The sequence below is a fragment of the Pseudomonas sp. 8209 genome, from assembly GCF_028682105.1.
In the GTDB taxonomy this organism is placed as follows: domain Bacteria; phylum Pseudomonadota; class Gammaproteobacteria; order Pseudomonadales; family Pseudomonadaceae; genus Aquipseudomonas; species Aquipseudomonas palmensis.
Genome location: NZ_JANIAH010000001.1, coordinates 187,440 through 209,701, shown reverse-complemented (window position 1 = coordinate 209,701; position 22,262 = coordinate 187,440). Strand labels below are relative to the sequence as shown.

The 22,262-nt window shown below is 65.7% G+C and carries 19 protein-coding genes; 12 read left to right on the top strand and 7 right to left on the bottom strand.

Going from position 1 to position 22,262, the window contains the following annotated elements:
• Positions 1 to 41: 41 nt before the first annotated feature.
• The 6 genes from NP552_RS00960 to NP552_RS00935 all read left to right on the top strand — a co-directional run bounded on the left by NP552_RS00960 (position 42) and on the right by NP552_RS00935 (position 8,040).
• Complete coding sequence (locus tag NP552_RS00960; protein WP_210014425.1) at positions 42 to 1,433, top strand: aldehyde dehydrogenase family protein; 1,392 nt, start codon at positions 42 to 44, stop codon at positions 1,431 to 1,433.
• Positions 1,434 to 1,648: 215 nt separating this feature from the next.
• On the top strand, positions 1,649 to 2,692 hold the full coding sequence (locus NP552_RS00955) for a polyamine ABC transporter substrate-binding protein (protein WP_043861222.1): 1,044 nt from the start codon (positions 1,649 to 1,651) through the stop codon (positions 2,690 to 2,692).
• A gap of 129 nt (positions 2,693 to 2,821) precedes the next feature.
• On the top strand, positions 2,822 to 4,375 hold the full coding sequence (locus tag NP552_RS00950) for a PucR family transcriptional regulator (RefSeq protein WP_100632735.1): 1,554 nt from the start codon (positions 2,822 to 2,824) through the stop codon (positions 4,373 to 4,375).
• A 245-nt stretch (positions 4,376 to 4,620) separates the two neighbouring features.
• Entirely contained in the window at positions 4,621 to 6,081 is a 1,461-nt protein-coding gene (locus NP552_RS00945; protein ID WP_054914469.1) for an NAD-dependent succinate-semialdehyde dehydrogenase, read from the top strand.
• Between the two features lie 52 nt (positions 6,082 to 6,133).
• Positions 6,134 to 7,426 (top strand): 4-aminobutyrate--2-oxoglutarate transaminase, encoded by a 1,293-nt coding sequence (gabT, locus tag NP552_RS00940; protein ID WP_043861219.1) that lies wholly within the window; start codon positions 6,134 to 6,136, stop codon positions 7,424 to 7,426.
• 122 nt (positions 7,427 to 7,548) lie between these two features.
• On the top strand, positions 7,549 to 8,040 hold the full coding sequence (locus tag NP552_RS00935) for an Lrp/AsnC family transcriptional regulator (RefSeq protein WP_043861218.1): 492 nt from the start codon (positions 7,549 to 7,551) through the stop codon (positions 8,038 to 8,040).
• On the opposite strand, the gene NP552_RS00930 is transcribed toward NP552_RS00935, so the two are convergent.
• Positions 8,037 to 8,927, bottom strand: a complete 891-nt coding sequence (locus NP552_RS00930) for a LysR family transcriptional regulator (RefSeq protein WP_274096291.1) — start codon at positions 8,925 to 8,927, stop codon at positions 8,037 to 8,039. The two genes, NP552_RS00935 and NP552_RS00930, sit on opposite strands and share 4 nt — an antisense overlap.
• A gap of 125 nt (positions 8,928 to 9,052) precedes the next feature.
• On the opposite strand from NP552_RS00930, the gene NP552_RS00925 reads away from it, so the two are divergent.
• Positions 9,053 to 10,234 (top strand): acetyl-CoA C-acetyltransferase, encoded by a 1,182-nt coding sequence (locus NP552_RS00925; RefSeq protein ID WP_274096290.1) that lies wholly within the window; start codon positions 9,053 to 9,055, stop codon positions 10,232 to 10,234.
• Between the two features lie 111 nt (positions 10,235 to 10,345).
• Here the strand turns inward: NP552_RS00925 and NP552_RS00920 are convergent, their stop codons facing one another.
• Genes NP552_RS00920 through NP552_RS00910 form a run of 3 tightly spaced genes read right to left on the bottom strand, consistent with a single transcriptional unit; the run spans position 10,346 to position 13,497 of the window.
• Complete coding sequence (locus tag NP552_RS00920; protein WP_054914468.1) at positions 10,346 to 11,137, bottom strand: transglutaminase family protein; 792 nt, start codon at positions 11,135 to 11,137, stop codon at positions 10,346 to 10,348.
• Positions 11,134 to 12,084 carry an alpha-E domain-containing protein gene (locus NP552_RS00915; protein WP_043861214.1) on the bottom strand — a complete coding sequence of 317 codons (951 nt, stop codon included), beginning with the start codon at positions 12,082 to 12,084 and terminating at the stop codon, positions 11,134 to 11,136. Before NP552_RS00915 ends, NP552_RS00920 begins: the two co-directional genes overlap by 4 nt.
• Before the next feature lie 3 nt (positions 12,085 to 12,087).
• Positions 12,088 to 13,497, bottom strand: coding sequence for a circularly permuted type 2 ATP-grasp protein (locus tag NP552_RS00910; RefSeq protein ID WP_043861213.1), 1,410 nt, complete (start codon positions 13,495 to 13,497; stop codon positions 12,088 to 12,090).
• Positions 13,498 to 13,799: 302 nt separating this feature from the next.
• On the opposite strand from NP552_RS00910, the gene NP552_RS00905 reads away from it, so the two are divergent.
• The gene (locus tag NP552_RS00905) at positions 13,800 to 14,681 is read left to right on the top strand and encodes a bile acid:sodium symporter family protein (RefSeq protein WP_043861212.1); all 882 of its coding nucleotides are present in this window, start codon (positions 13,800 to 13,802) and stop codon (positions 14,679 to 14,681) included.
• 90 nt (positions 14,682 to 14,771) lie between these two features.
• Here the strand turns inward: NP552_RS00905 and NP552_RS00900 are convergent, their stop codons facing one another.
• Positions 14,772 to 16,037: an NTP/NDP exchange transporter gene (locus NP552_RS00900; protein WP_054914466.1), complete on the bottom strand. Its 1,266-nt coding sequence runs from the start codon at positions 16,035 to 16,037 to the stop codon at positions 14,772 to 14,774.
• Positions 16,037 to 16,957, bottom strand: coding sequence for an aldo/keto reductase (locus NP552_RS00895; protein ID WP_043860616.1), 921 nt, complete (start codon positions 16,955 to 16,957; stop codon positions 16,037 to 16,039). Before NP552_RS00895 ends, NP552_RS00900 begins: the two co-directional genes overlap by 1 nt.
• Before the next feature lie 130 nt (positions 16,958 to 17,087).
• Between NP552_RS00895 and NP552_RS00890 the strand changes: the two genes are divergently transcribed.
• Genes NP552_RS00890 through NP552_RS00875 form a run of 4 tightly spaced genes read left to right on the top strand, consistent with a single transcriptional unit; the run spans position 17,088 to position 20,542 of the window.
• Positions 17,088 to 17,687 carry a paraquat-inducible protein A gene (locus tag NP552_RS00890; protein WP_043860615.1) on the top strand — a complete coding sequence of 200 codons (600 nt, stop codon included), beginning with the start codon at positions 17,088 to 17,090 and terminating at the stop codon, positions 17,685 to 17,687.
• A complete protein-coding gene (locus NP552_RS00885; protein WP_058540221.1) occupies positions 17,684 to 18,316 on the top strand; it encodes a paraquat-inducible protein A in 633 nt (210 codons plus the stop codon). Before NP552_RS00890 ends, NP552_RS00885 begins: the two co-directional genes overlap by 4 nt.
• Entirely contained in the window at positions 18,309 to 19,964 is a 1,656-nt protein-coding gene (locus tag NP552_RS00880; protein WP_100632732.1) for a PqiB family protein, read from the top strand. Before NP552_RS00885 ends, NP552_RS00880 begins: the two co-directional genes overlap by 8 nt.
• A gap of 17 nt (positions 19,965 to 19,981) precedes the next feature.
• Positions 19,982 to 20,542 (top strand): PqiC family protein, encoded by a 561-nt coding sequence (locus NP552_RS00875; protein ID WP_043860612.1) that lies wholly within the window; start codon positions 19,982 to 19,984, stop codon positions 20,540 to 20,542.
• Between the two features lie 18 nt (positions 20,543 to 20,560).
• Here NP552_RS00875 and NP552_RS00870 read toward each other — a convergent pair whose 3' ends face one another.
• A complete protein-coding gene (locus NP552_RS00870; RefSeq protein WP_058540222.1) occupies positions 20,561 to 22,258 on the bottom strand; it encodes a sulfatase-like hydrolase/transferase in 1,698 nt (565 codons plus the stop codon).
• Positions 22,259 to 22,262 lie beyond the last annotated feature (4 nt).

Genomic DNA, 22,262 nt, shown 5'->3' with positions numbered 1-22,262 from the left:
TACGCTGGGCCCCTGTTTCCCTTCCGACAGGAACGCCCGCCATGACCGACATAACCAGCCACACCCATGCCCTCTCGATCAACCCGGCCACCGGTGAACGCATCGGCCACTACGCCTATGAAACCGACGCACTGATGGACGCCGCCCTGGGCCGCGCCGCTGCCGGGTTTGCCGGCTGGCGGCGTACCCCGCTGGCTACCCGCTCGGCCCTGCTGGTGAAACTGGCCGGTGTGCTGCGCGACAACGCCCAGGCCATGGCGCAGATGATTACCCTGGAAATGGGCAAGCCTGCGGCCCAGGCCCGCGGCGAAGTGGAAAAGTGCGCCCAGCTGTGCGAGTGGTACGCCGAGAACGGGCCGGCCATGCTGGCCCCCGAGCCAACCCAGGTACCCGACGCCAAGGCCCACATCGAATACCGCCCACTGGGCCCGATCCTGGCGGTGATGCCGTGGAACTTCCCGCTGTGGCAAGTGCTGCGCGGTGCGGTACCCGCGCTGATCGCCGGCAACACCTACGTGCTCAAGCACGCGCCCAATGTGATGGGCTCGGCCTACCTGCTGCGCGATGCGTTCCAGCAGGCCGAATTCCCCGAAGGCGTGTTCGAGGTGCTCAACGTGACGCCTGAGGGCGTATCCAGGGCCATCGTCGACCCGCGCATCGTCGCCGTGACCCTTACCGGCAGTGTGCGTGCCGGTGCCGCCATCGGTGCCCAGGCCGGTGCCGCGCTGAAAAAATGCGTACTGGAACTGGGCGGCTCCGACCCGTTCATCGTGTTGAACGATGCCGACCTGGATGCCGCCGTGCAGGCTGCCGTGATCGGCCGCTACCAGAACACCGGCCAGGTGTGCGCGGCAGCCAAGCGGCTGATCGTCGAAGCCGGCGTGGTCGAGGCATTCACCCGCAAGTTCGTCGAGAAAACCCGCGCGCTGGTGATGGGCGACCCGTTGCTGGCCGACACCTACCTGGGGCCGATGGCGCGTCATGACCTGCGCGACGAGCTCGACCAGCAGGTCCAGGCCACCCTGGCCGAAGGCGCCACGCTGCTGCTGGGCGGGCACAAGGTCGAAGGCCCGGGCAACTACTACGCGCCCACGGTACTGGCCGACGTCACCGACCAGATGACCTCGTTCCGCCAGGAGCTGTTCGGCCCGGTGGCCTCGATCATCACTGCCCGGGATGCGCGCCACGCCCTGCAGCTGGCCAACGACAGCGAATTCGGCCTGACCTCGACCGTGTACACCCGCGATGCGGCACTGGCCCGACAACTGGCCGACGAACTGGAGTGCGGCGGCGTGTTCATCAACGGCTACAGCGCCAGTGATCCGCGCGTGACCTTCGGTGGGGTGAAGAAGAGCGGCTTTGGCCGCGAACTCTCGCACTTCGGCGTTCGCGAGTTCTGCAACGCGCAGACCGTATGGTTCGATCGCCACTAAAGTACGAAGCACCTTCCTATAAAGCGCAGGATAAAAAAATAGGCTTATCCTGCGTTTAATAGATACCCATGGCAGCGCTTATCCATTAGCCTCAACTCACTCTCAAACACAGCAGGCACCTTGCCACTATAAAAATCAGCACCTTTCATCTATTTTGCGCCCGCTTGCAACTGCCAAACATAACTCGAAATAACAGTCTTGATTGGAGCGTTCGAATGTCGAAAAAACTCTTCACCCTCACCGTGCTCGGTGGCCTGATGCTGGCCAACAGTGCCTTTGCCGACAAGCTCACGGTGATCTCCTATGGTGGCGCGAGCAAGGCCGCGCAGGTCACCGCGTTCTACAAGCCCTACGAAGAAAAGACCAAGACCCAGGTGATCGCTGGCGAGTGGAACGGTGAAATCTCCAAGCTCATCGCCATGAACGACACCAAGACCGTGACCTGGGACGTGCTCGATACCGAAGACACCGACCGTGCCCGTGGCTGTGAAGAAGGTCTGTTCGAAAAACTCGACTACGAACGCCTCGGCACGCCGGGCGACTGGATCGAAGGCACCAAGAGTGACGACGGCTGTGGCGTCGGTATCTTCGTGTGGTCCAACGTGCTGGCCTACAACGCCGACAAACTGAAAGTCGCCCCTACCGGCTGGGCCGACTTCTGGGACGTGAAGAAATTCCCGGGCAAGCGCAGCCTGCGCAAATCTGCCCGCGGCTCGCTGGAATTCGCCCTGATGGCCGACGGCGTGCCGCCTGCCGAAGTCTACAAGCTGCTCAGCACCAAAGAAGGTGTGGACCGCGCCTTCAAGAAACTGGACGAGATCAAGCCGTACATCCAGTGGTGGGAAGCCGGTGCACAGCCGCCGCAGTACCTGGTGGCTGGCGATGTGGTGATGGCGTCCTCGTACAACGGCCGCATCCACGCTGCACAGCAGAGCGGCAGCAACCTGAAGATCGTCTGGAACCAGAACCTGTACCAGTTCGACGAGTGGGCCATCCCGCGCGGCACCAAGAACCTGGACAAGGCCTACGACTTCATCAAGTTCGCCATGCAGCCTGAGCAGCAGAAGCTCTACACCGAGCAGATGGCCTACGGCCCGTCCAACACCAAGGCCGCCGAAATGCTCGACAAGTCGCTGGCTGACGACCTGCCCACCGCGGCAGAGAACCAGAAGAATGCACTGCGGGTAAACGTCGAGTTCTGGCTCGAGAACGCAGAAACGCTTGAACAGAAGTTCAACGCCTGGGCTAGCAAGTCCTGATTTCCCCTCCCTGTGCGCCTCATGGATGATCAGCGCACAGGTTCTATTCTCCTGTCCAGGGCCCTCCCCGCAGCCATGTCCAGTCCGCTAGACTGCGATCCTCTATCGTGTCTGGATCGTGGATTGCACATGAAACTCGCCACAGCCCTGGAACAGACCTCCCTCAGCCAGGCCACCGTGGTCGCGGGCAGGCAATGCCTGGACCGCGACCTGGCGTGGGTGCATATCGTCGATCACCCCGACATCTTCAACTGGCTGAAAAAGGGCGACCTGCTGCTGACCACCGGCTACAACTGGCCGCAAGACCCGCAAAAATGCCGTGACATGGTTCGCCGCCTGGCCGAGCTGGGCCTGGCCGGGGTCGTGATGGCAGTCCCGCACTTTCACGAACACTTCCCCCAGGCGGCCATCGAAGAGGCCGACCGCTGCTGTTTTCCCTTGCTGGAACTGCCCTGGGAAGTCGCCTTCAGCGACATCACCCAGCAGGTTCTCGAACAGATCATCAACTTCCAGACCCGCATCATCCGTCGCTCCGACCTTATCCACCGCATGCTCACCCGCGCTGCCATCGAGGCCGACAACCTGCAGAGCCTGGCCAGCGCCCTCACCAGCGCCCTGGAACTGCCGGCGCTGATCGTGGCCAGCTCCGGCAGTGTGCTGGGGGCCAGCGAGCCGGCCAATGACGCCGTGGAGCTTGCCGTGATGCGCCACCTGAACGAGCAGGCCAACCTGCTGCAGGGGGTCGAGCCGCAGGTGCTGGAGCTGGACGCCGATGCCGGCGCGTTTCGCCTGGGCTGCCCCATCCGCCTGCAGGGCGAGCGGGTCGGCGTGGTGTGGCTCAAGGGCCAGCGGGACAGCTTCGAGGAGCTGCACTGCCGCGCAGTGGAACATGCTGCGCTGATCGCCGCCCTGCAGCTGTCCCATCAACGCGAATTGCTGGACCAGGAAAACCGCCTCGGCCATGCCCTGGTGGCAGGGCTACTGGAAGGCAAGTTCCCCGAAACGCCGCGCGCCATCGAACGTGCGCTGGTGTCCGGCTGGTGTCATACCCGCGACTACCGCGTGTGCCTGGTGTTGCTGGACGAACCGATTCCCCTCAGCCGCGAGGGCTTCCAGCGGCGCAAGGAGCAGGCCGAGCGCATCACCGAGATCATGCAGGGGTTGGGAATCGCGCCCCTGCTGTCGGTGTCGTTGAACCAGATCAGCCTGATCGTGCCGGCCGATGTGGTGCCCGAGTCGATCTGGAAGCATATTCGACTGGACGGCGGCGCCATGGCCGCCAGCCGCGTGCACCGGGGCGTGGCAGGCATGGCCCAGGGCGCCGGGGATGTGGCCACCCTGCTGCCGCTGCTGCGCCCGGGCAAGCTGCATGGGTTTGACGAAGTGCTGTTTCCGCGGGCGCTGATGGGCGACGACGATGCACGGCGCATGCTGCTGGAGCGCCTGGTGACCCCGCTGACCCGGCACAAGAACGGCGCCATGCTCATGGAAACCCTGTGCACCCTGGCCAGCGAAGGCTTTCAGCTGGCCAGCAGCGCCCGCTGCCTGGACATCCACATCAGCACATTACGCTACCGCGTGGAGCGCATCGAAGAGCTGCTGCAGCTGTCGATGGAGAACCCGCAGGCGCGCTTTCAGCTGCAGGTGGCGACCGAGATGTACCGCCTGCAGAACGACGCCTGACAAACAATCTGCTGCCTGTACCGCCCGGTGGCGGGCCATGCCCGCTCCAGCAGGCCGTCAGTGGCCTTGCGGGAGCGGGCTTGACCGGCGCTGGAGACACCTCGACCACCCCCGCAGCATAGTGTGCTGCCAACCCCCTCAATACGGCATTTATGCCTGGCCCAAGCGGCCATCTCGGCATCGGTCACTGCGTGCCTGTTCTTACAATCGTGCCATTCACCGGACCCGTAGAAGGCACCCTCTCCATGTTGAAAAGCACACTGCGTGACCCCTCGCTGCTTGTCGAACGCGCTTACGTCAATGGCAGCTGGATCGATGCCGACAACGGCGAAACGATTGCCGTGATCAACCCCGCCGACGGCAGCGAAATCGCCCGGGTCCCGGCCCTCGGCGCCGCCGAGACGCGACGCGCCATCGAGGCCGCCCAGGCCCGTTTCGAAAGCTGGCGCGAAGTCCCCGCCGCCACCCGCGCACGTCACCTGGAAGCCTGGTACAGCCTGATCCTGGAAAACCAGGAAGACCTGGCGCTGATCATGACCGCCGAACAAGGCAAGCCCCTGAGCGAGTCGCGCGGCGAAATCGGCTACGGCGCCAGCTTCGTCAAATGGTTTGCCGAAGAGGCCCGTCGCATCTACGGCGACACCATCCCCGCGCCCACCAACGACCGCCGCATCCTGGTGCTCAAGCAGCCGATCGGCGTGGTGGCGGCCATCACCCCGTGGAACTTCCCCAACGCGATGATCACGCGCAAATGCGCGCCGGCCCTGGCCGCAGGCTGCACCGTGCTGGTCAAGCCCTCCGAGATGACCCCGCTGTCGGCCCTGGCCCTGGCGGTACTGGCAGATCGTGCTGGCATCCCGGCCGGGGTGTTCAACGTGCTCACCGGCCTGCCTGCCGGCATCGGCAGCGAAGTGACCGCCAACCAGGCCGTGCGCAAGTTGTCGTTCACCGGCTCCACGCGCATCGGCAAGCTGCTGATGAGCCAGTGCGCCGACACCCTCAAGCGCCTGAGCCTGGAGCTGGGTGGCAACGCGCCGTTCATCGTGTTCGACGACGCCGACCTCGACCTGGCGATTGCCGGGGTGATGCTGAGCAAGTTCCGCAACGCCGGGCAGACCTGCGTGTGCGCCAACCGCATTCTGGTGCAGGACGGCATCTACGACCGCTTCGCCGAGCGCCTGCGGGCTGCGGTGGCCGAGCTGAAGGTGGGTGATGGCCTGGGCGAGAACGTGACCATCGGCCCGCTGATCAACGCCGCCGCCGTCGCAAAAGTCGCCAGCCACATCGGCGATGCGGTGGAAAAAGGCGCCAGCATCTCGATTGGCGGCATGCCTGACGACACCGGCCTGTTCGTGCAGCCGACCGTGCTGCTGGACGCCACCACCGACATGCTGCTGGCCACCGAAGAGACCTTCGGCCCGGTTGCCCCGCTGTTCCGTTTCAAGGACGAAGCCGAGGCCCTGGCCATCGCCAACGCTACCCCGTTCGGCCTGGGCGCCTACTACTTCACCCAGGACATGCGCCGCGCCTGGCGTGTGGGCGAGCGCCTGGAGTTCGGCATGGTCGGCCTGAACACCGGGATCATCTCCATGGAAGTGGCCCCGTTCGGCGGCATGAAACAGTCCGGTACCGGCCGTGAAGGCTCCAAGTACGGCCTGGACGAGTTCCTCGAAATCAAGGCCTGGCACATGGGCGGCCTCGACTGAATACCTGCGTTCCCGAACCCCTGACACCATCGTTAGTTAATGGAGCTGCACCATGAATTCTGCACTGACTGAAAATCAACGCCTGCTGGCCCTGCGCGAGCAGCACGTACCCCGCGGCATCGCCACCGCCCACCCGATCGTGGTCAGCCACGCCCAGGGTTCGGAGCTGTGGGACGTGGACGGCAAGCGCTACCTGGACTTCGTCGGCGGCATCGGCGTGCTCAACGTCGGCCACAACCACCCGCGTGTGGTCGAGGCCGTGCGCCGCCAGGTGGGCGAGATCTCCCATGCCAGCTTCCAGGTGGTGGCCTATGCGTCGTACATCGACGTGGCAGCGCGCCTGAACGCCATGGTCGGTGGCGGCGAAGCCTACAAGAGCGTGCTGTTCACCTCCGGCGCCGAAGCGGTGGAGAACGCCATCAAGATCGCCCGTGGCTACACCAACCGCCCGGCGGTGATCTCGTTCCGCGGCGGCTTCCACGGGCGCACCCTGCTGGGCGTCACCCTGACCGGCATGAGCCAGCCGTACAAGCAGAACTTCGGCCCGTTCCCGGCCGAGATCTACCACGCCACCTACCCCAACGAATACCGCGGCGTGAGCAGTGACGACGCCCTGGCCGAACTCGACCACCTGTTCGCCACCGACGTGGCCCCCGACCGCGTGGCGGCCATCCTGATCGAGCCGGTGCAAGGCGATGGCGGCTTCCTGCGTGCCCCCGATGCCTTCCTGCGTGCCCTGCGCGAACGCTGCACGCGCCACGGCATCGTGCTGATCCTGGACGAGATCCAGGCAGGCTTCGGGCGTACCGGCAAGCCGTTCGGCTTCCAGCACTCGGGCATCCAGCCTGACCTGGTGACCGTGGCCAAGAGCCTGGCCGGCGGCATGCCGCTGTCGGGTGTGGTGGGGCGTGCCGAGATCATGGACGCGCCGACCCCGGGCGGCCTGGGCGGCACCTACGGCGGCAACGCCGTGGCCTGCGCGGCTGCACTGGCGGTGATGGACCTGTTCGAGGAAGAAGACCTGCTGGCCCAGGGCGAGCAGCGTGCAGTGCAACTGCGTGAAGGCCTGCTGGCCCTGCAGAACCGCTACCCGTGCATCGGCGACGTGCGTGGCCTGGGCTTCATGCAGGCCATCGAGATCGTGGCCGACGACGCCGCGCAGACCCCGGACGCGAACCTGGCCCAGGCCATCATCGACCAGGCCCGTGAAGCCGGCCTGCTGGTGATCAAGTGCGGCGTGTACCGCAACGTGGTGCGCTTCCTGGCACCGCTGGTGACCACCGAGGCGCAGATCTCCGAAGCGCTGCGCATGCTCGACCAGGCGTTGACCCGCGCTACGGCGTAATCCGCCCCTCTGCGGCGTCACCTTCGCTGGCAATGCCGGCTCCCGCCGGGAGCGGCCTTGCCAGCGACGGCCCCGTGGGTGAAAGTGTGTTTTTTTGTCATCCCGCATTTCAGGAGTCAGGAATGGAAGCGGCAACCAAGCTCGATCGGATCGATATCAACATCCTGGTCCAGTTGCAGAAAGACGGCCGCATGACCAACGTCAGCCTGGCCGAAGCCGTGGGGCTGTCGCCCAGCCCGTGCCTGCAACGGGTCAAGCGACTCGAGGCGGCAGGCTATATCAGCGGCTACGAAGCCCACCTGAACCTGGCCAAGTTCGCCAACTCGGTAACCATCTTCACCGAAGTCACACTGAGCGACCACAAACGCTCCGACTTTCAGAAATTCGAATCGAGCATCCGCAACATCGACGAAGTGCTCGAATGCCACCTGATCAGCGGTGGCTATGACTACCTGGTGCGCTTTCTGACCAGCAGCATCCAGCATTACCAGGAGCTGATGGAAACCATCCTCGACCAGAACATCGGCATCGAGAAGTACTTCAGCTACATCGTGATCAAGTCGCCGGTGATGAAGAACAAGGTGCCCCTGCGCAGCCTGCTCGCCGCCGTCTAGCGCCTGGCCTCGGCCTGCTGTTCATGCAGGCTGTCGAACAACGCCTGGGCCGCAGCCGACAGTTCGTGGCCCGGCTTGCTCAGCACCCCGATGGCACGTTCCACCGGGTCGCGCAGGGTGATGCAGCGCGCACCCAGCTCGTGCATCTGGCCGGCGCACAGGGCCGGCACCGCGCTGACCCCAAGCCCGCTGGCCACCATGCGACCCACTGTCACCAGTTGATGGCTCTCGAACTCCACCGCCAGCTTCATGCCGCGCGCCTTGAGGTGCTCTTCGAGCATCACGCGCACGTTCGAGGGCCGTTGCAAGGTAATGAACGGCTGCTGCAGCAAGGTCTGCCAGTCGATTTCATCCAGCACGGCCAGGGGCGAATCCAGCGGCACCACGGCAGTGAACCGGTCGACGTACAGGGGCGAGAACACCAGCGATGAGCCTTCGAACGGCTCGAACGCCACCCCCAGCTCCACCTGGCGGTCACGCACCATCTCCAGTACCTGTTCGTTGATCACGTCGTTTACCGTGACCCCGATGTTCGGGTAGCGGGTGCGAAAGTTCTTCAGGATGGGCGGCAGCAGGTTGCCGGCGAACGACGGCATCGCCGCAATGGTCACGCGCCCGCGCTGCAGGGTGAAGCGCTGGCGGATCTCGTCCTCGGCATTGTCCCAGTCGGCAAGCAGGCGGCGCGCCAGGGGCAGCAGCGATTCGCCTTCCGGGGTCAGCGTGACGTTGCGCGTGGTGCGCGTGAACAGCCGCCCGCCCAGGCCCTCCTCCAGCGACTTGATGGTCAGGCTCAGTGCCGACTGCGACAGGTGCAGACGCTCGCAGGCCACCGCAAAACTCAGGCTCTGGGCCACTGCCCAGAAGGCACGCAGCTGCTTGACGGTCATGCTGACTCCGGCAAAACGGGGAATTGTTGAGGTTTATCGATCAATCCATCTCAAAAATCAACTTAACAAATATATGTAATGGCGCAACACTCACGCCACTGGACCACTAACAAGGAGAACATTCCATGCAAGACGTCGTCATTGTCGCGGCCACTCGTACCGCCATCGGCAGTTTCCAGGGTTCGCTGGCCGCCATCCCGGCCCCGGAGCTGGGCGCAGCGGTGATCCGCCGCCTGCTGGAGCAGACCGGGCTGGCCGGCAGCGAAGTGGATGAGGTGATTCTGGGCCAGGTGCTCACCGCCGGCAGCGGCCAGAACCCGGCGCGCCAGGCCGCGATCAAGGCCGGCCTGCCCCATGCGGTACCGGCCCTGACCCTGAACAAGGTCTGCGGCTCGGGCCTCAAGGCCCTGCACCTGGGCGCCCAGGCAATCCGCTGTGGCGACGCCGAGGTGATCATCGCCGGCGGCATGGAGAACATGAGCCTGGCCCCCTACGTGCTGCCTGCCGCGCGCACCGGCCTGCGCATGGGCCATGCCAGCATGATCGACAGCATGATCAGCGACGGCCTGTGGGATGCCTTCAACGACTACCACATGGGCATCACCGCCGAGAACCTGGTGGACAAGTACGCCATCACCCGTGAGGCCCAGGACGCCTTTGCCGCCGCCTCGCAGCAAAAGACCTGCGCGGCCATCGAGGCCGGCCGCTTTGCCGACGAGATCACCCCGATCCAGATCCCGCAGCGCAAGGGTGAGCCGCTGGTGTTCGCCACCGACGAACAGCCCCGCGCCGGCACCACCGCCGAGTCGCTGGCCAAGCTCAAGCCGGCGTTCAAGAAGGACGGCAGCGTGACGGCGGGCAACGCCTCGAGCCTCAACGACGGCGCAGCGGCGGTGCTGCTGATGAGCGCGGCCAAGGCCAAGGCCCTGGGCCTGCCGGTACTGGCGCGCATTGCGGCCTATGCCAATGCGGGCGTGGACCCGGCGATCATGGGTATCGGCCCGGTCAGCGCGACCCGTCGCTGCCTGCAGAAGGCCGACTGGTCGCTGGATCAGCTGGACCTGATCGAAGCCAACGAAGCCTTCGCGGCCCAGGCGTTGTCGGTGGGCCAGGAGCTGGGCTGGGACGCGAGCAAGGTCAACGTCAACGGCGGCGCGATTGCCCTGGGCCACCCGATCGGTGCCTCGGGTTGCCGGGTGCTGGTGTCGTTGCTGCACGAGATGATCAAGCGTGATGCGAAGAAGGGCCTGGCGACCCTGTGCATCGGTGGTGGGCAGGGTGTGGCGTTGGCCATCGAGCGCGCCTGACCCTCGATCTGCAGCGCCTCGTCGCGGGTCAAGCCCGCTCCCACAGGATTGCCGTGGCCCCTGTGGGAGCGGGCTTGACCCGCGATGGCGTCGACACCTTGCATCGCCTGGCTACTGCACCTGCACCATCAGTTCCACCTGCACCTTGGCCAGCATGTGCTCCATCCCCCCGCCCCGGCGCATTCCGCGCACCGGGCACGCATCCAGGTAATCCAGCCCCACCGCCAGCTTCAGGTGGCGCTCGGGCCTGGCCAGCCGATTGGTGATATCGAAACTGTACCAGCCCTCCCCCAGCCAGGCTTCGGCCCAGGCATGGCTGGCCAGGTGCGTGGCGTCCTCGGTGCACAGGTAGCCCGACACATAGCGCGCCGGGATACCCAGGCTGCGCACACAGGCCAGAAACGCATGGGTATGGTCCTGGCAAACCCCCGCCTGCCTGGCGAACGACTCGGCCGCGGTAGTGCCCACCTCGGTCGCGCCGGGGCTGTAGGGCATGTGCTCGGCCAGCGCATTCATCAGCTCGATCAGCGCCGCCCTGTCGCGCCGCTCGCCGCAATGCTGCGCGGCAAACGCCAGCAGCGCCTCGTCGGCGGCGGTCAGCGGGCTGCTGCGCAGAAACGGCAGCGGCGACTGCAGGTCCGGCTCCACCTCGCGGGTGGGGTCGATCTCCACCTGGCCGTGGGCGCACAGCACGATCTCGCCGTGGGGCTCGTCCAGGGTCAGTACATGCAGCACGTTGCCATAGGGGTCGAGCTGGCTGCGCACCTTGCGCGGCATGTCCACCTGCCAGTCGATGACCCGCTGGCGCTCGCTGTCCTGGGGCGTGAGGCGCAGGAACTGGATGCTGGTGCACACCTCGTTGGCATAGCTGTAGGTGGTGTCGTGGCGAATGGACAGTTTCATACCACCTCCAGGTAGGCGTCGTGAATGGCCTGGCCCAGGTCGCGTACCTGATCGATGAACTCGATCAGCCAGGCGTGCAGGCCTGCATCGAGGATCTCGTCGATGCCGGTGTAGCGCAGGCGAGCGTTGAGGCCGGCGGCCAGGCGCTGCGCCGGGCGGCCGTTGATGCCGGGCAGGTTGGACAGTTCAAGGTCCAGCTCCTGGATGCAGGCATGCAGCGAGCGCGGCACCTCGGCGCGCAACAGCAGCATTTCCGAAACCTGCTCGGCGTTCGGTGCGTTGCGGTAGATCTCGTTGAAAGCCTCGAACGACGACAGGGCGCGCAGCAAGGCGCTCCACTGGTAGTAGCCACGGGCCGACTTGTCGCTGACCTCCTCCGACTCCTCGCCAAACATCTCGTAGCGCGCATCCAGCAGACGCAAGGTGTTGTCGGCGCGCTCTATGAAGGTGCCCAGGCGAATGAAGCCATAGGCCTCGTTGCGCATGATGGTGCCCGAGGTGGCCCCGCGAAACAGGTGCGAACGCTCCCGCACCCATTCGCAGAACTGGCTGATACCGTAGCGGCCCAGGCCGTTGCCGGCAATGGCGCGCATCTCCAGCCAGGTGGCATTGATGTTCTCCCACATGTCGGCGGTGATGCGCCCGCGCACGGCGTGGGCATTGCTGCGCGCCGCACGCAGGCAGCAGTAGATGCTGCCGGGGTTGGCCTCGTCCAAGGCAAAGAAGTGCAGCATGTGCTCGGTGTCGAGCGCGCCGTGGCGGGCCTTGTAGTCTTCCAGCGTGCCGGCCGCCAGCAGCGACATGGCCAGCTCCGCGTGGCCGTCGCTGCGCCCGGCCTGGGGCATCAGCGACAGCGAATAGCTCACTTCGAGCATGCGCGCGAGGTTTTCCGCGCGCTCCAGGTAACGCGACATCCAGTAGAGGTCTGCAGCGGTTCTTGAAAGCATGGTTCAGTCCTCCACCACCCAGGTGTCCTTGGTACCGCCGCCCTGCGACGAGTTGACCACCAGCGAGCCTTCGCGCAGCGCCACCCGCGTGAGGCCGCCGGGCACCAGGCGGGTCTGGCTGCCCGACAGCACGAACGGGCGCAGGTCGATATGGCGCGGGGCAATGCCGCTTTCGACAAAGGTCGGGCAGGTGGACAGGCACAAGGTGGGCTGGGCGATGTAGTCCTGCGGCCGGGCCTTGAGGCGCAGGCGGAATGCTTCGATCTGCGCTGCCGTCGACGCCGGCCCCACCAGCATGCCGTAGCCCCCGGAGCCCTGGGTTTCCTTGACCACCAGGTGCTCCAGGTTGGCCAGCACATGGGACAGCTCGGCCGGCTTGCGGCACTGCCAGGTGGGCACGTTCTTCAGAATCGGCGCTTCGTCCAGGTAGAAGCGGATCATCTCGCCCACGTAGGGGTAGATCGACTTGTCGTCCGCCACACCGGTGCCGACCGCATTGGCCAGCACCACGTTGCCCAGGCGGTAGGCGGCAATCAGGCCGGGCACCCCGAGCATCGACTCGGGGTTGAAGGTCAGCGGGTCGAGGAAGGCGTCATCCAGCCGGCGGTAGATCACGTCCACCGGCTGCGGGCCGCAGGTGGTGCGCATGAACACGCGGTCGTCACGCACGAACAGGTCGGCGCCTTCCACCAGTTCCACCCCCATTTCGCGGGCCAGGAACGCATGCTCGAAGTACGCACTGTTGAAGCGCCCCGGGGTCAGCACCACCACCGTGGGGTTGTCCAGCGGGCTGGCGCTCCTGAGCGTGTCGAGCAGCAGGTTGGGGTAATGGTCGATGGGCGCGATGCGCTGGGCGGCGAACAGCTCGGGGAACAGGCGCATCATCATCTTGCGGTCTTCGAGCATGTAGCTCACGCCGCTGGGGGTGCGCAGGTTGTCCTCGAGCACGTAGTAGCTGCCGTCGCCATCGCGCACCAGATCCACCCCCGCGATATGCGCATAGAGGCCCCGGTGCAGCCCCAGGCCACGCATGGCCACCTGGTAGCCCTCGTTGGCCAGCACCTGCTCGGCCGGGATGATGCCGGCCTTGAGGATGCGCTGTTCATGGTAGATATCGGCCAGGAACATGTTCAGTGCCTGCACCCGCTGGATGCAGCCACGCTCGATCACCTGCCATTCGCTGGCCTTGATGCTGCGCGGAATGATGTCGAACGGGATCAGGCGTTCGGTGCCCTGCTCGTCACCGTAGAGCGTGAAGGTGATGCCTGCGCGGTGGAACAGCAGGTCGGCTTCGCGGCGGCGTTGCGCCAGCAGTTCCAGCGGCGTGTCCGCCAGCCAGCGGGCAAACTCGCGGTAATGCGGGCGACACTGGCCCCCTGCGGCATACATTTCGTCAAAAAAAGCTCCGGACATACCCCACTCCTCGCCGTGTTCGTAACGGCTTCTTCTAATTGGCTGCTGTCTTCCAGTACCCGGGCCTTTCAACAGACTTTAGCAAGGGCTGTGCCCAACGCCCGGGAATCGCTCTGCCACGCCCCTTGAGCGCGGCGGGCGACCCGAGCGGTGCATGCATTTGCCCCATAACGGTGCGCGCAACCTCCCCGGTGCACGCTGCGCACCTTTTCGTAAAGACTTGTATCTACGGGGCCTCCCCAGCAGCACATGGCGATCTGGTGGCCTAGAATGCCGACACCTCTTTTCTGCGAGTTGCTGCCATGACCGCTTCGCCATTGCTGACCGCCTTCCTGCCCGTTGCGCTGGGCATCATCATGTTCGGCCTGGGGCTTTCGCTGACCCTGGCCGACTTCGCCCGGGTGGTGAAATACCCCAAGCCGGTGGTCATCGGCCTGGTGTGCCAGATCCTGCTGCTGCCCTTCATCTGCTTTCTGATTGCCAACGGTTTTGGCCTGGCACCGGCCCTGGCGGTCGGCCTGATGCTGCTGGCGGCCTCGCCCGGCGGCACCACCGCCAACCTGTTCAGCCACCTGGCGCACGGTGACGTGGCGCTCAACATCACGCTGACGGCGGTGAACTCGCTGATCGCGATCCTGACCATGCCGCTGCTGGTCAACCTGTCGCTGAGCTACTTCATGAGCGCCGACCAGGCCATCCCGCTGCAGTTCGCCAAGGTGCTGCAGGTGTTTGCCATCGTGCTGGTGCCGGTGGCGCTGGGCATGCTGGTGCGGCGCCTGACCCCGGCCTTCGCGGCGCGCATGGAGAAGCCGATGAAGCTGGTGGCGGCGCTGTTCCTGGCCGGCACGGTGATGCTGGCGCTGATGAAAGACTGGGCCACCGTGGTCGAGTACGCGCCCCTGGTAGGCGCAGCCGCGCTGTTGTTCAACCTGGTGAGTCTGGGGCTGGGCTACTATGTGCCGCGGATGCTGAAGATTCCGAAGCGCCAGGCCATCGCCATCGGCATGGAGATCGGCATCCACAACGGTACGCTGGCGATTGCACTGGCGCTGAGCCCGACCCTGCTCAACAACTCGACCATGGCCATTCCGGCGGCGCTGTACAGCCTGATCATGTTCTTTACCGCCGCCGGGTTTGGCTGGTGGGTGAGCCGCAACCCGGAACCGGTGGCAGTGCTCGACTGACTGCACGGCAAGGCCGGCTGCTACGGGGTTCTGTGAACGGCGCAACCCCCTGTAGGAGCCGGCCTTGCCGGCGAAGCAAGCCAACACCGTTCAATTGCGTTGCTCCAATCGCCGCTGCCGTCTGCCCAGCCAGCCCCCGGTAGCCGCCCACCCCAGCGCAATCCCCGCCCCGATCAGCATCGCCAGTTGCGGGTGCTCACCCAGCACATCCAGCCCGCGCTTGACCCAGCCACTGAGCGCATCGCCACCGCGATAGACCACCGTGTCGATGAAGTTCTTGGCGCGGTACTTCTGCTCGGCCGGCAGCACGGTGTACAGCATCTCGCGCCCCGGCCGCACCAGCGCATACTCCCCCGCACGGCGCACCACCATCACCACCACGAACACCGCAAACACCGGGGCCAGGGCCAGCCACAGGAAGCCGGCCACCATCACCAGCGGCACCGCCACCAGCAACACGCCCACCCCCATGCGCCGCGCGATGCGCCCTGTGAAAAACAACTGGGTGAGGATCGCCAGCGCCTGCACCACGGTGTCGATCAGGCCGAACACCTGGGTCTGGCGGGTGCGATCGGTAAAGGTCTGTGCCACCAGCCGCGCCTGCTCGAAGTACAGGAAGGTACTGATGCTGGCCAGCAGCACCACGAACAGCGCCAGCATCAAGAGGTAGGGCGAGCGCAGCACCTCGCCGGCCCCGGCGAACGGGTTGCCGCCCAGCGGCCGGGAGCGCGGGTGTTCGGCCTCCGCCGGCAAGGGCGCACGGTCGCGCCAGCGCTGCAGGTAGGTTGCCGCGCCGATGCTGCCCAGCAGAAACAGCGTGGCCAGCAACACCAGCCCGGCATGCCCGACCACGCCCACCAGCAGGGTACCCAGTATCGGCCCCACCAGCCCGCCCAGGCTCGCACCGGCTGCGAGCAACCCGAACAGGCGCTTGGCCTGCTCGTTGCTGAACAGGTCGGCCAGTACGCTCCAGGCCAGCGAGATGCTCAGCAGGTTGAACACCGACAGCCAGATGTAGAACGCCCGGGCCACCCACAGGTTGTCGGGCTGCACCGCGAACACCAGGGCGAAGGCCAGCAGGTTGCTTGCCAGAAAGCCGTAGGTCCAGGGCAGGATCCTGCGCCGACGGGCCCGCGCCACCACCCAGCCGAACAGCGGCAATGCCAGCAAGGTGACGATGAAAGTGCCGGTGAACAGCCATTGCAGGTTGTCGACGCCGCCGGCCACCCCCATGGTCTCGCGTACCGGTCGCAGCATGAAATAGCCGGCGAACAGCAGGAAGAACAGCGCAAGGCCGCCCACCACCGCCGGGGTTTCGTCGTCGTGAAAGGTGAACAGCCGGCCCAGCAGGCGCATCAGCCGAACATCTTGATCAGCGCCTGCTGCCGGGCCGTGTCGAGCAACGCGCCACTGCCGGCCTTGAGCTGGTCGCGTTGACGGTCCGGGCGGCTGGTGGCCGGGATCACGGTCGTCACTGCCGGGTGACTGAGGGCAAATTTGAGAAACAGCTGCGCCCAGCTGCCGATGCCGGCTTCGCTGGCCCAGCCCGGCAACGGCTGGCCCTTGACCCTGGCAAACAGCCTGCCATCGTCGAAGGCGCGGTTGATCAGTACCGCCACGCCCTTGTCCTGCGCCAGCGGCAGCACCGTGCGCGCGGCGCCAGGCGCATTCACCGAATAGTGGATCTGGATGAAGTCCAGCGGCTCGCGGCGCAGGATGCGCTCCAGTTCGTCCAGCCCGCCATCGGTGTAATGGGTAACGCCCACGTAACGGGTCTTGCCCTGGGCCTTGAGTTCACGGGCGTAGGGCAGTTGGCGCTGCCAGTCGCGCAGGTTGTGCACCTGCAGCAGATCGACCTTGTCGGTGCGCAGGCTGCGCAGCGTCTGGGCCCATTGCGCCTGCGCCGCAGCCTGGCTGTCGGCGGCGATCTTGGTGGCCAGGAAGGTGCGCTCGCGCCAACCGCCCTCCTCCAGCAACTGGCCCAGTATCGCGTCGGCGCCGCCATAGTTGGGCGAGGTATCGATGACCCGGCCGCCACCGTCGAAGAACACCTGCAGCACCGCTTTGAGCTGCTGGTACTCGGGGGAACCCGCCGTCACCTCGAAACTGCCCGAGGTGCCGGCGCCGATCACCGGCAAGGCCTCGCCGGTGGACGGCACCTTGCGCTCGAGCAGCGCCGTGTGGGGCTGCGCCAGGGCGTGCGGGCGGCTCAGCAGCAGCCCCAGGCCAGCGGCCAGGGCAGCACTGGTGGCGAGAAAACGGCGACGCGTAGGCATGCGCAGGCCTCCTGCAAAGCGGCGTTGGAAGGGGTCAAAGGGTCAAGCATAGACCATGGCCCAACGGCGCCGATTTGCTCAATTGCCATGCGCTTCTATATTGAGCTAGTCCCTGTTGCGAGTGCCAAGCGTGGCCAGCACCGATCGGTTGATCATCTGCGAACACTGCGACTGCGTGTATGAACGGGTCGAGCTCGCCAAACACCAGAAAGCGCTATGCCTGCGTTGCGGCGCCGTGCTGCAGCGCCATAACGGCCTGGATGTACAGCAGCGCCTGGCGCTGAGCCTCACTGCAGCGATCCTGTGGATGTTCGCCAACTTCTACCCGGTGATGAGCATCAGCCTGCAAGGCCTGCACAACAGCGCCACGTTATGGGACTCGGTGCGCGCCCTGGCCACCGGGCCGATCACCTTCATCGCCCTGGTGGCCGCCATCGCGATCATCATCGCGCCGATGTTCCAGCTGTTGCTGCTGCTGTGGGTGCTGGTGCATGCCCTGGGCCGACGCCGCTCGCCGGCCTTCAGCCTGTGCATGCGCTGGCTGGAAACCCTGCGCCCGTGGAGCATGCTGGAGGTGTGCCTGCTGGGGTCGATGGTGGCGGTGTTCAAGCTGGCCGGGCTGCTCGATGTGCTGCCAGGCCTGGGGTTGATCGCCCTGGCCGCCCTGAGCCTGCTGATGATACGCCTGGCCGGGCGCGATATCCGCGACCTGTGGGTGTACCTGTCTTGAACGCGCCGCCGCTGGCCAGCGAGCTGGGCCTGGTGCTGTGCCATGCCTGCGGGCTGGCCTGCGACAACCGCGACCACCCCACCCAGTGCCCTCGCTGCGCAGCGCCGCTGCATGAGCGCAAGCCCGAGTCGCTGACCCGAACCTGGGCGTACCTGATCGCCGCCCTGGTGTTCTACATCCCGGCCAACCTGCTGCCGGTGATGAACACCAAGCTGTTCGGTGCCGGCGACGACAGCACCATCATGAGTGGCGTGCTCGAGTTCTGGTCCCATGGCTCATGGGACATCGCACTGATCATCTTCATCGCCAGCATCGCGGTGCCGGCCACCAAGTTCGTGGCCCTGGGCCTGCTGCTGGTGACGGTGCAGCGCGGCAGTACCTGGGCCCAGCGCCAGCGTTCGAAGCTGTTCCGCTTCGTCGAGCTGATCGGCTACTGGTCGATGCTCGATGTGATCGTGGTGGCGCTGGTTGCCGCGCTGGTCAAGTTCCAGGCCCTGGGCGACATCGAGCCGCGCCTGGGCATTCTCTTTTTCGGCATGGTAGTGGTGTTCACCATGCTCGCGGCCATGAGCTTCGACCCCCGCCTGATCTGGCAACCGCCCAACGGCAAGGAACCCGCGCATGAGTGAAGACAGCAACCACAGCGCGGCACAACCGGCTCGCCCGGCGGTGCAGACCCGGCGCTTCAGCGTGTCGCTGGTGTGGATCGTGCCGATCGTGGCAGTGCTGGTGGGCATCTCGCTGGTGGTGCACAACTGGCTGCAGGAAGGCCCCAGTATCCAGGTCACCTTCAAGACCGGACAGGGGCTGGAGGCCAACAAGACAGCAGTGAAGTACCGCAACGTGGTGATCGGCCAGGTCAGCGAAGTGGAGCTCAGCCAGGACCAGAAGAGCGTCACCGCCACCATCAAGCTGGTCAAGCAGGCCGAGAACTTCACCCGCCAGGACTCGCTGTTCTGGGTGGTGCGCCCGCGCATCGGTGCGGGCGGCGTAACGGGTATCGACACGCTGTTCTCCGGTGACTTCATCGGCGCCGATGCCGGGCAGTCGGACACCCGCGCCAAGACCTTCACCGGCCTGGAGACACCACCGCCAATCACTTACGGCGAACCCGGCAAGCGCTTCAACCTGCATGCCTCCGACCTCGGCTCGCTGGGCGTCGGCTCGCCGGTGTACTACCGCAAGATCCAGGTCGGCCAGGTGGTGTCGTACGCGCTGGACGCCAACGGCAAAGGGGTCAATGTCGAAGTGTTCGTGCACGCCCCCAACGATGCCTTCGTCACCGACAACACGCGGTTCTGGAACGCCAGCGGCGTGGATGTCGAGGTGGGTGCCAACGGCTTTGCCCTGCGCACCGAGTCGCTGTCGTCGCTGATGGTCGGCGGCGTGGCCTTCAGGGCCCCGGACTACAGCCCCGACGACCAGCCGGCAGCCGAGGACAAGACCTTCGAGCTGTTCGACGACCGCCCCGCCGCCCTCGCCCCGCCGGCGGGCAAGGCGCAGTACCTGGCGCTGCGCTTCGACCAGTCGCTGCGCGGGCTCAAGGTGGGCGCACCGGTGGAGTTCCTGGGCATGGAATTCGGCCGGGTAGTCGCCATCAACCTCGACTTCGACGCCAAGACCCGCACTTTTCCGGTGAATGTGGGCATCGTGATCTACCCGCAACGCCTGGGCCAGGCGCATACCAAGATGCTCAAGGTGCTCAATCACAACCCTGACGATGAACAGGCCGGCGTCCGCCTGATGGGCACCTTCATCGACAACGGCCTGCGCGCCCAGGCCCGCAGCGGCAACCTGTTGACCGGGCAGTTGTACATCGCCCTGGATTTCTACCCCAAGGCGCCCAAGGTGACCTTCGACCCGAGCGCGCGCCCCATCACCATCCCGACCATCCCCAGCAGCCTGGAGCAACTGCAGGAGCAGTTCCAGGCCATGGTCGAGAAGATCAACAAGCTGCCCATCGAACGCATCGCCGGCAACCTTGACGCCAACCTGGTGGAGCTGCGCAAGGCGCTCAAGCAGTTCAACGGCAAGACCCTGCCCGGCATCGAGGGCACCCTGCAGGACATGAGCACCACGCTCAAGAGTGCCAATGCGACCCTGGCCGACGACTCGCCACAGCGCGAGCAGCTGTCGCAGACCCTGGACGACCTGGGCCGCATGACCCGCTCGATGCGCGAGCTGGCCGACTACCTCAAGCGCAACCCCGAGTCGCTGCTGCGCGGGCGGCCCGACAATGCCCCTGCCGATGCCTTGCAACCTTCCTCGCGCCAATGAGCACTGGAGCCCGCCCCATGACCTATCTGCTCAAACCTTCGCTGCTTGGCATCGCGCTGTTGCTGGCGGCCTGTCGCAGCGAGCCGGTGCACTACCACACCCTGGTGCCTGCGCAGCTACAGGCCGGGGCGACCCGTGCGGTAGACGTACGCATAGAGTCCATCAGCGTGCCGCCCCAGGTCGACCGCGAGCAGATCGTCGTGCGCCAGGGCGACAGCGGCCTGGCGGTGCTCGACAGTGAATGGTGGGGCGCCAGCCTGGTGGATGAACTGCGCAGCGCCTTGAGTGGCCAGCTCAACAGCAATGCACCGCGCACCCTGGGCCTGCGCCTGGAGGTGCAGCGCTTCGACTCGGTACCCGGGCAATACGCCCTGCTGGAGGCGCGCTGGCGCCTGCGTACGCTGGGCGGCGATGCCAACCGCCCCGCCCTGCGCTGCCACAGCCTGGTACGCAGTGCGGCGGGCACCGGGATTGCCGAGCTGGTGGCAGCCCAGCAACGCAACGTGGCGCGTCTTGCAGGGCTGATAGCCCAGGCGGCCGATGACACCCGGGCCGGGTGCCCGGCCTCCGGTTCCTGAGGCATCGGGCCGGTCAGCTCACTGGGCCGTACCCACCGGCATGCCCTGCGGCCCCGGCGTGACCACCACGTCCAGGTCGATATGCTTGAACTCGGGCTTGGCGCCAAGGCGTGCATTGAAGCGGTAGTTGAAACTGAACGGATCGTTGGTCGGCACGTTGAGTGCGTGTCCGTAGATCGGCTCGACCGCCGCGGCGTCATACCCCAGCAACTGCAGCAGCGTGGGGAAGATGTTGTAGTGGCTTGAGCGGTCCTTGTTGGTCGCCAGTTGCGCCTGCCAGTCCAGGGTCTTCAGGCCCTGGCCCTGGATCACCACCAGCGGCACCAGGCCCTCTTCCTCAACCGGGTTCTCGCCACAGTGGGTGTTGAGCCCCGGGTTGCCGCGTTCATGCAGGTCCTGGCCATGGTCGGAGGTGTAGATGATCACCGCCTGGCTCAGGTCGGCCTGGGCAAACAGGCGCTTGAAGAATTCGCCCACGCTCCACAGCACGCTGTTCTTGTACGAGTTGCGGTACAGCACCCAGTCCTGTGGGGTACCACTGAACCCATCGCGCTGACCGGTATCGGCGATGTCGGCATAGTGGCCCCGCGGCAACGCCGGCGTGTAGGTCATGAACGCATCCGGGTACTTGTCGTGCACCGGAAAATGCACCCCCACCTTGTTGATCACGATCAGTTGCGGCTTGCCGTCGCCCAGCAGCTCCACGAGCTTTTGCAGTGCGGCCATGTCGCGGTCGCGCACCGGGGTGGTGTCGAACTGGATGAACTGGTCGATGTCGCGCTTTTCGGTGGCATCCATCAGGTTCTGCAGGTTGCCGCCGGTGCGCTGGCTGTCGATGTAGACGGTGCCAAGCCCGGCCTGTTTGGCGTACTGCCAGATCGACGGCAGGGTCGAGTTGATGCGCAGGTAATCGCTGCGGGTGCCGCCGTAGCGCAGCGTGACGTTGGTGTCGGCGCTGCAATTGGCGATGGAGGCGGCATAGCCGTAGTTGAAGATGCTGGCACCCGGCTGGGGGTGGGTGAGGTTGCTGGTGACCCCGTTGGGGGTATTGAGGTCCAGGTAGTTGCCCGAAACGCTCTCGTCGATGATCAGCACGATATCGCGCGCCAATGGCGGGCCGCTGCGCGCCAGTGTCACTGGCTGGCGCGGGCCCACGCTGTCGTGCAGCGATTCGTAGAGGAACAGGTTCAGGTAGGCCAGCGGCGTGTACATCACCGGCAGGCCGCGTGCGCCCTCGCCGGCACGCACGAACAGGATGCCGGTCAACAGCGCCAGACCCAGCAGCGGTGCGGCCCACGCCAGGGTGCCGGGCAGCCGCTGCACCGGGTCCGGGCGCAGGCCCAGCCCCAGCAGCAACAGCAGCCCCTTGGCCGCGACCCCCAGGATCACGCTGTGGTACTGCTCAAGCGCCTCGCCGATGAACCCACCCGAATACACCATCGAAACGAAGGCGCTGTAGGTGAGGTATTCGGCGGTTATGCGCGTATAGGCGTCGAAAAACACCGCGCTGGCACAGAACCCCACTGCAAACAGCCAGCGCACCAGGCCCTGGCGTATGTTCGCGCACAGCCACAGGGCAGCCACCAGCAGCACGAACACACCGGCATACAACACCAGTGCCACCCCCAGCCCGATCGCCTCGAGACGCTCGAGGTAGTACGCATGGAAACTCAGAAGGTAGACCAGCAGCAACAGTCCCTTGATGTAAACGCGCATGACT

What these genes read in the sequence shown, in the direction of transcription:
- NP552_RS00945 (WP_054914469.1), top strand. Translation starts at nt 4,621, where the DNA reads ATGTTGAAAAGCACACTGCGTGACCCCTCGCTGCTTGTCGAACGCGCT.
- NP552_RS00930 (WP_274096291.1), bottom strand. Translation starts at nt 8,927, where the DNA reads ATGACCGTCAAGCAGCTGCGTGCCTTCTGGGCAGTGGCCCAGAGCCTG.
- gabT (WP_043861219.1), top strand. Translation starts at nt 6,134, where the DNA reads ATGAATTCTGCACTGACTGAAAATCAACGCCTGCTGGCCCTGCGCGAG.
- NP552_RS00900 (WP_054914466.1), bottom strand. Translation starts at nt 16,037, where the DNA reads ATGCGCCTGCTGGGCCGGCTGTTCACCTTTCACGACGACGAAACCCCG.
- NP552_RS00960 (WP_210014425.1), top strand. Translation starts at nt 42, where the DNA reads ATGACCGACATAACCAGCCACACCCATGCCCTCTCGATCAACCCGGCC.
- NP552_RS00955 (WP_043861222.1), top strand. Translation starts at nt 1,649, where the DNA reads ATGTCGAAAAAACTCTTCACCCTCACCGTGCTCGGTGGCCTGATGCTG.
- NP552_RS00935 (WP_043861218.1), top strand. Translation starts at nt 7,549, where the DNA reads ATGGAAGCGGCAACCAAGCTCGATCGGATCGATATCAACATCCTGGTC.
- NP552_RS00915 (WP_043861214.1), bottom strand. Translation starts at nt 12,084, where the DNA reads ATGCTTTCAAGAACCGCTGCAGACCTCTACTGGATGTCGCGTTACCTG.
- NP552_RS00925 (WP_274096290.1), top strand. Translation starts at nt 9,053, where the DNA reads ATGCAAGACGTCGTCATTGTCGCGGCCACTCGTACCGCCATCGGCAGT.
- NP552_RS00950 (WP_100632735.1), top strand. Translation starts at nt 2,822, where the DNA reads ATGAAACTCGCCACAGCCCTGGAACAGACCTCCCTCAGCCAGGCCACC.
- NP552_RS00880 (WP_100632732.1), top strand. Translation starts at nt 18,309, where the DNA reads ATGAGTGAAGACAGCAACCACAGCGCGGCACAACCGGCTCGCCCGGCG.
- NP552_RS00910 (WP_043861213.1), bottom strand. Translation starts at nt 13,497, where the DNA reads ATGTCCGGAGCTTTTTTTGACGAAATGTATGCCGCAGGGGGCCAGTGT.
- NP552_RS00905 (WP_043861212.1), top strand. Translation starts at nt 13,800, where the DNA reads ATGACCGCTTCGCCATTGCTGACCGCCTTCCTGCCCGTTGCGCTGGGC.
- NP552_RS00870 (WP_058540222.1), bottom strand. Translation starts at nt 22,258, where the DNA reads ATGCGCGTTTACATCAAGGGACTGTTGCTGCTGGTCTACCTTCTGAGT.
- NP552_RS00895 (WP_043860616.1), bottom strand. Translation starts at nt 16,957, where the DNA reads ATGCCTACGCGTCGCCGTTTTCTCGCCACCAGTGCTGCCCTGGCCGCT.
- NP552_RS00875 (WP_043860612.1), top strand. Translation starts at nt 19,982, where the DNA reads ATGACCTATCTGCTCAAACCTTCGCTGCTTGGCATCGCGCTGTTGCTG.
- NP552_RS00920 (WP_054914468.1), bottom strand. Translation starts at nt 11,137, where the DNA reads ATGAAACTGTCCATTCGCCACGACACCACCTACAGCTATGCCAACGAG.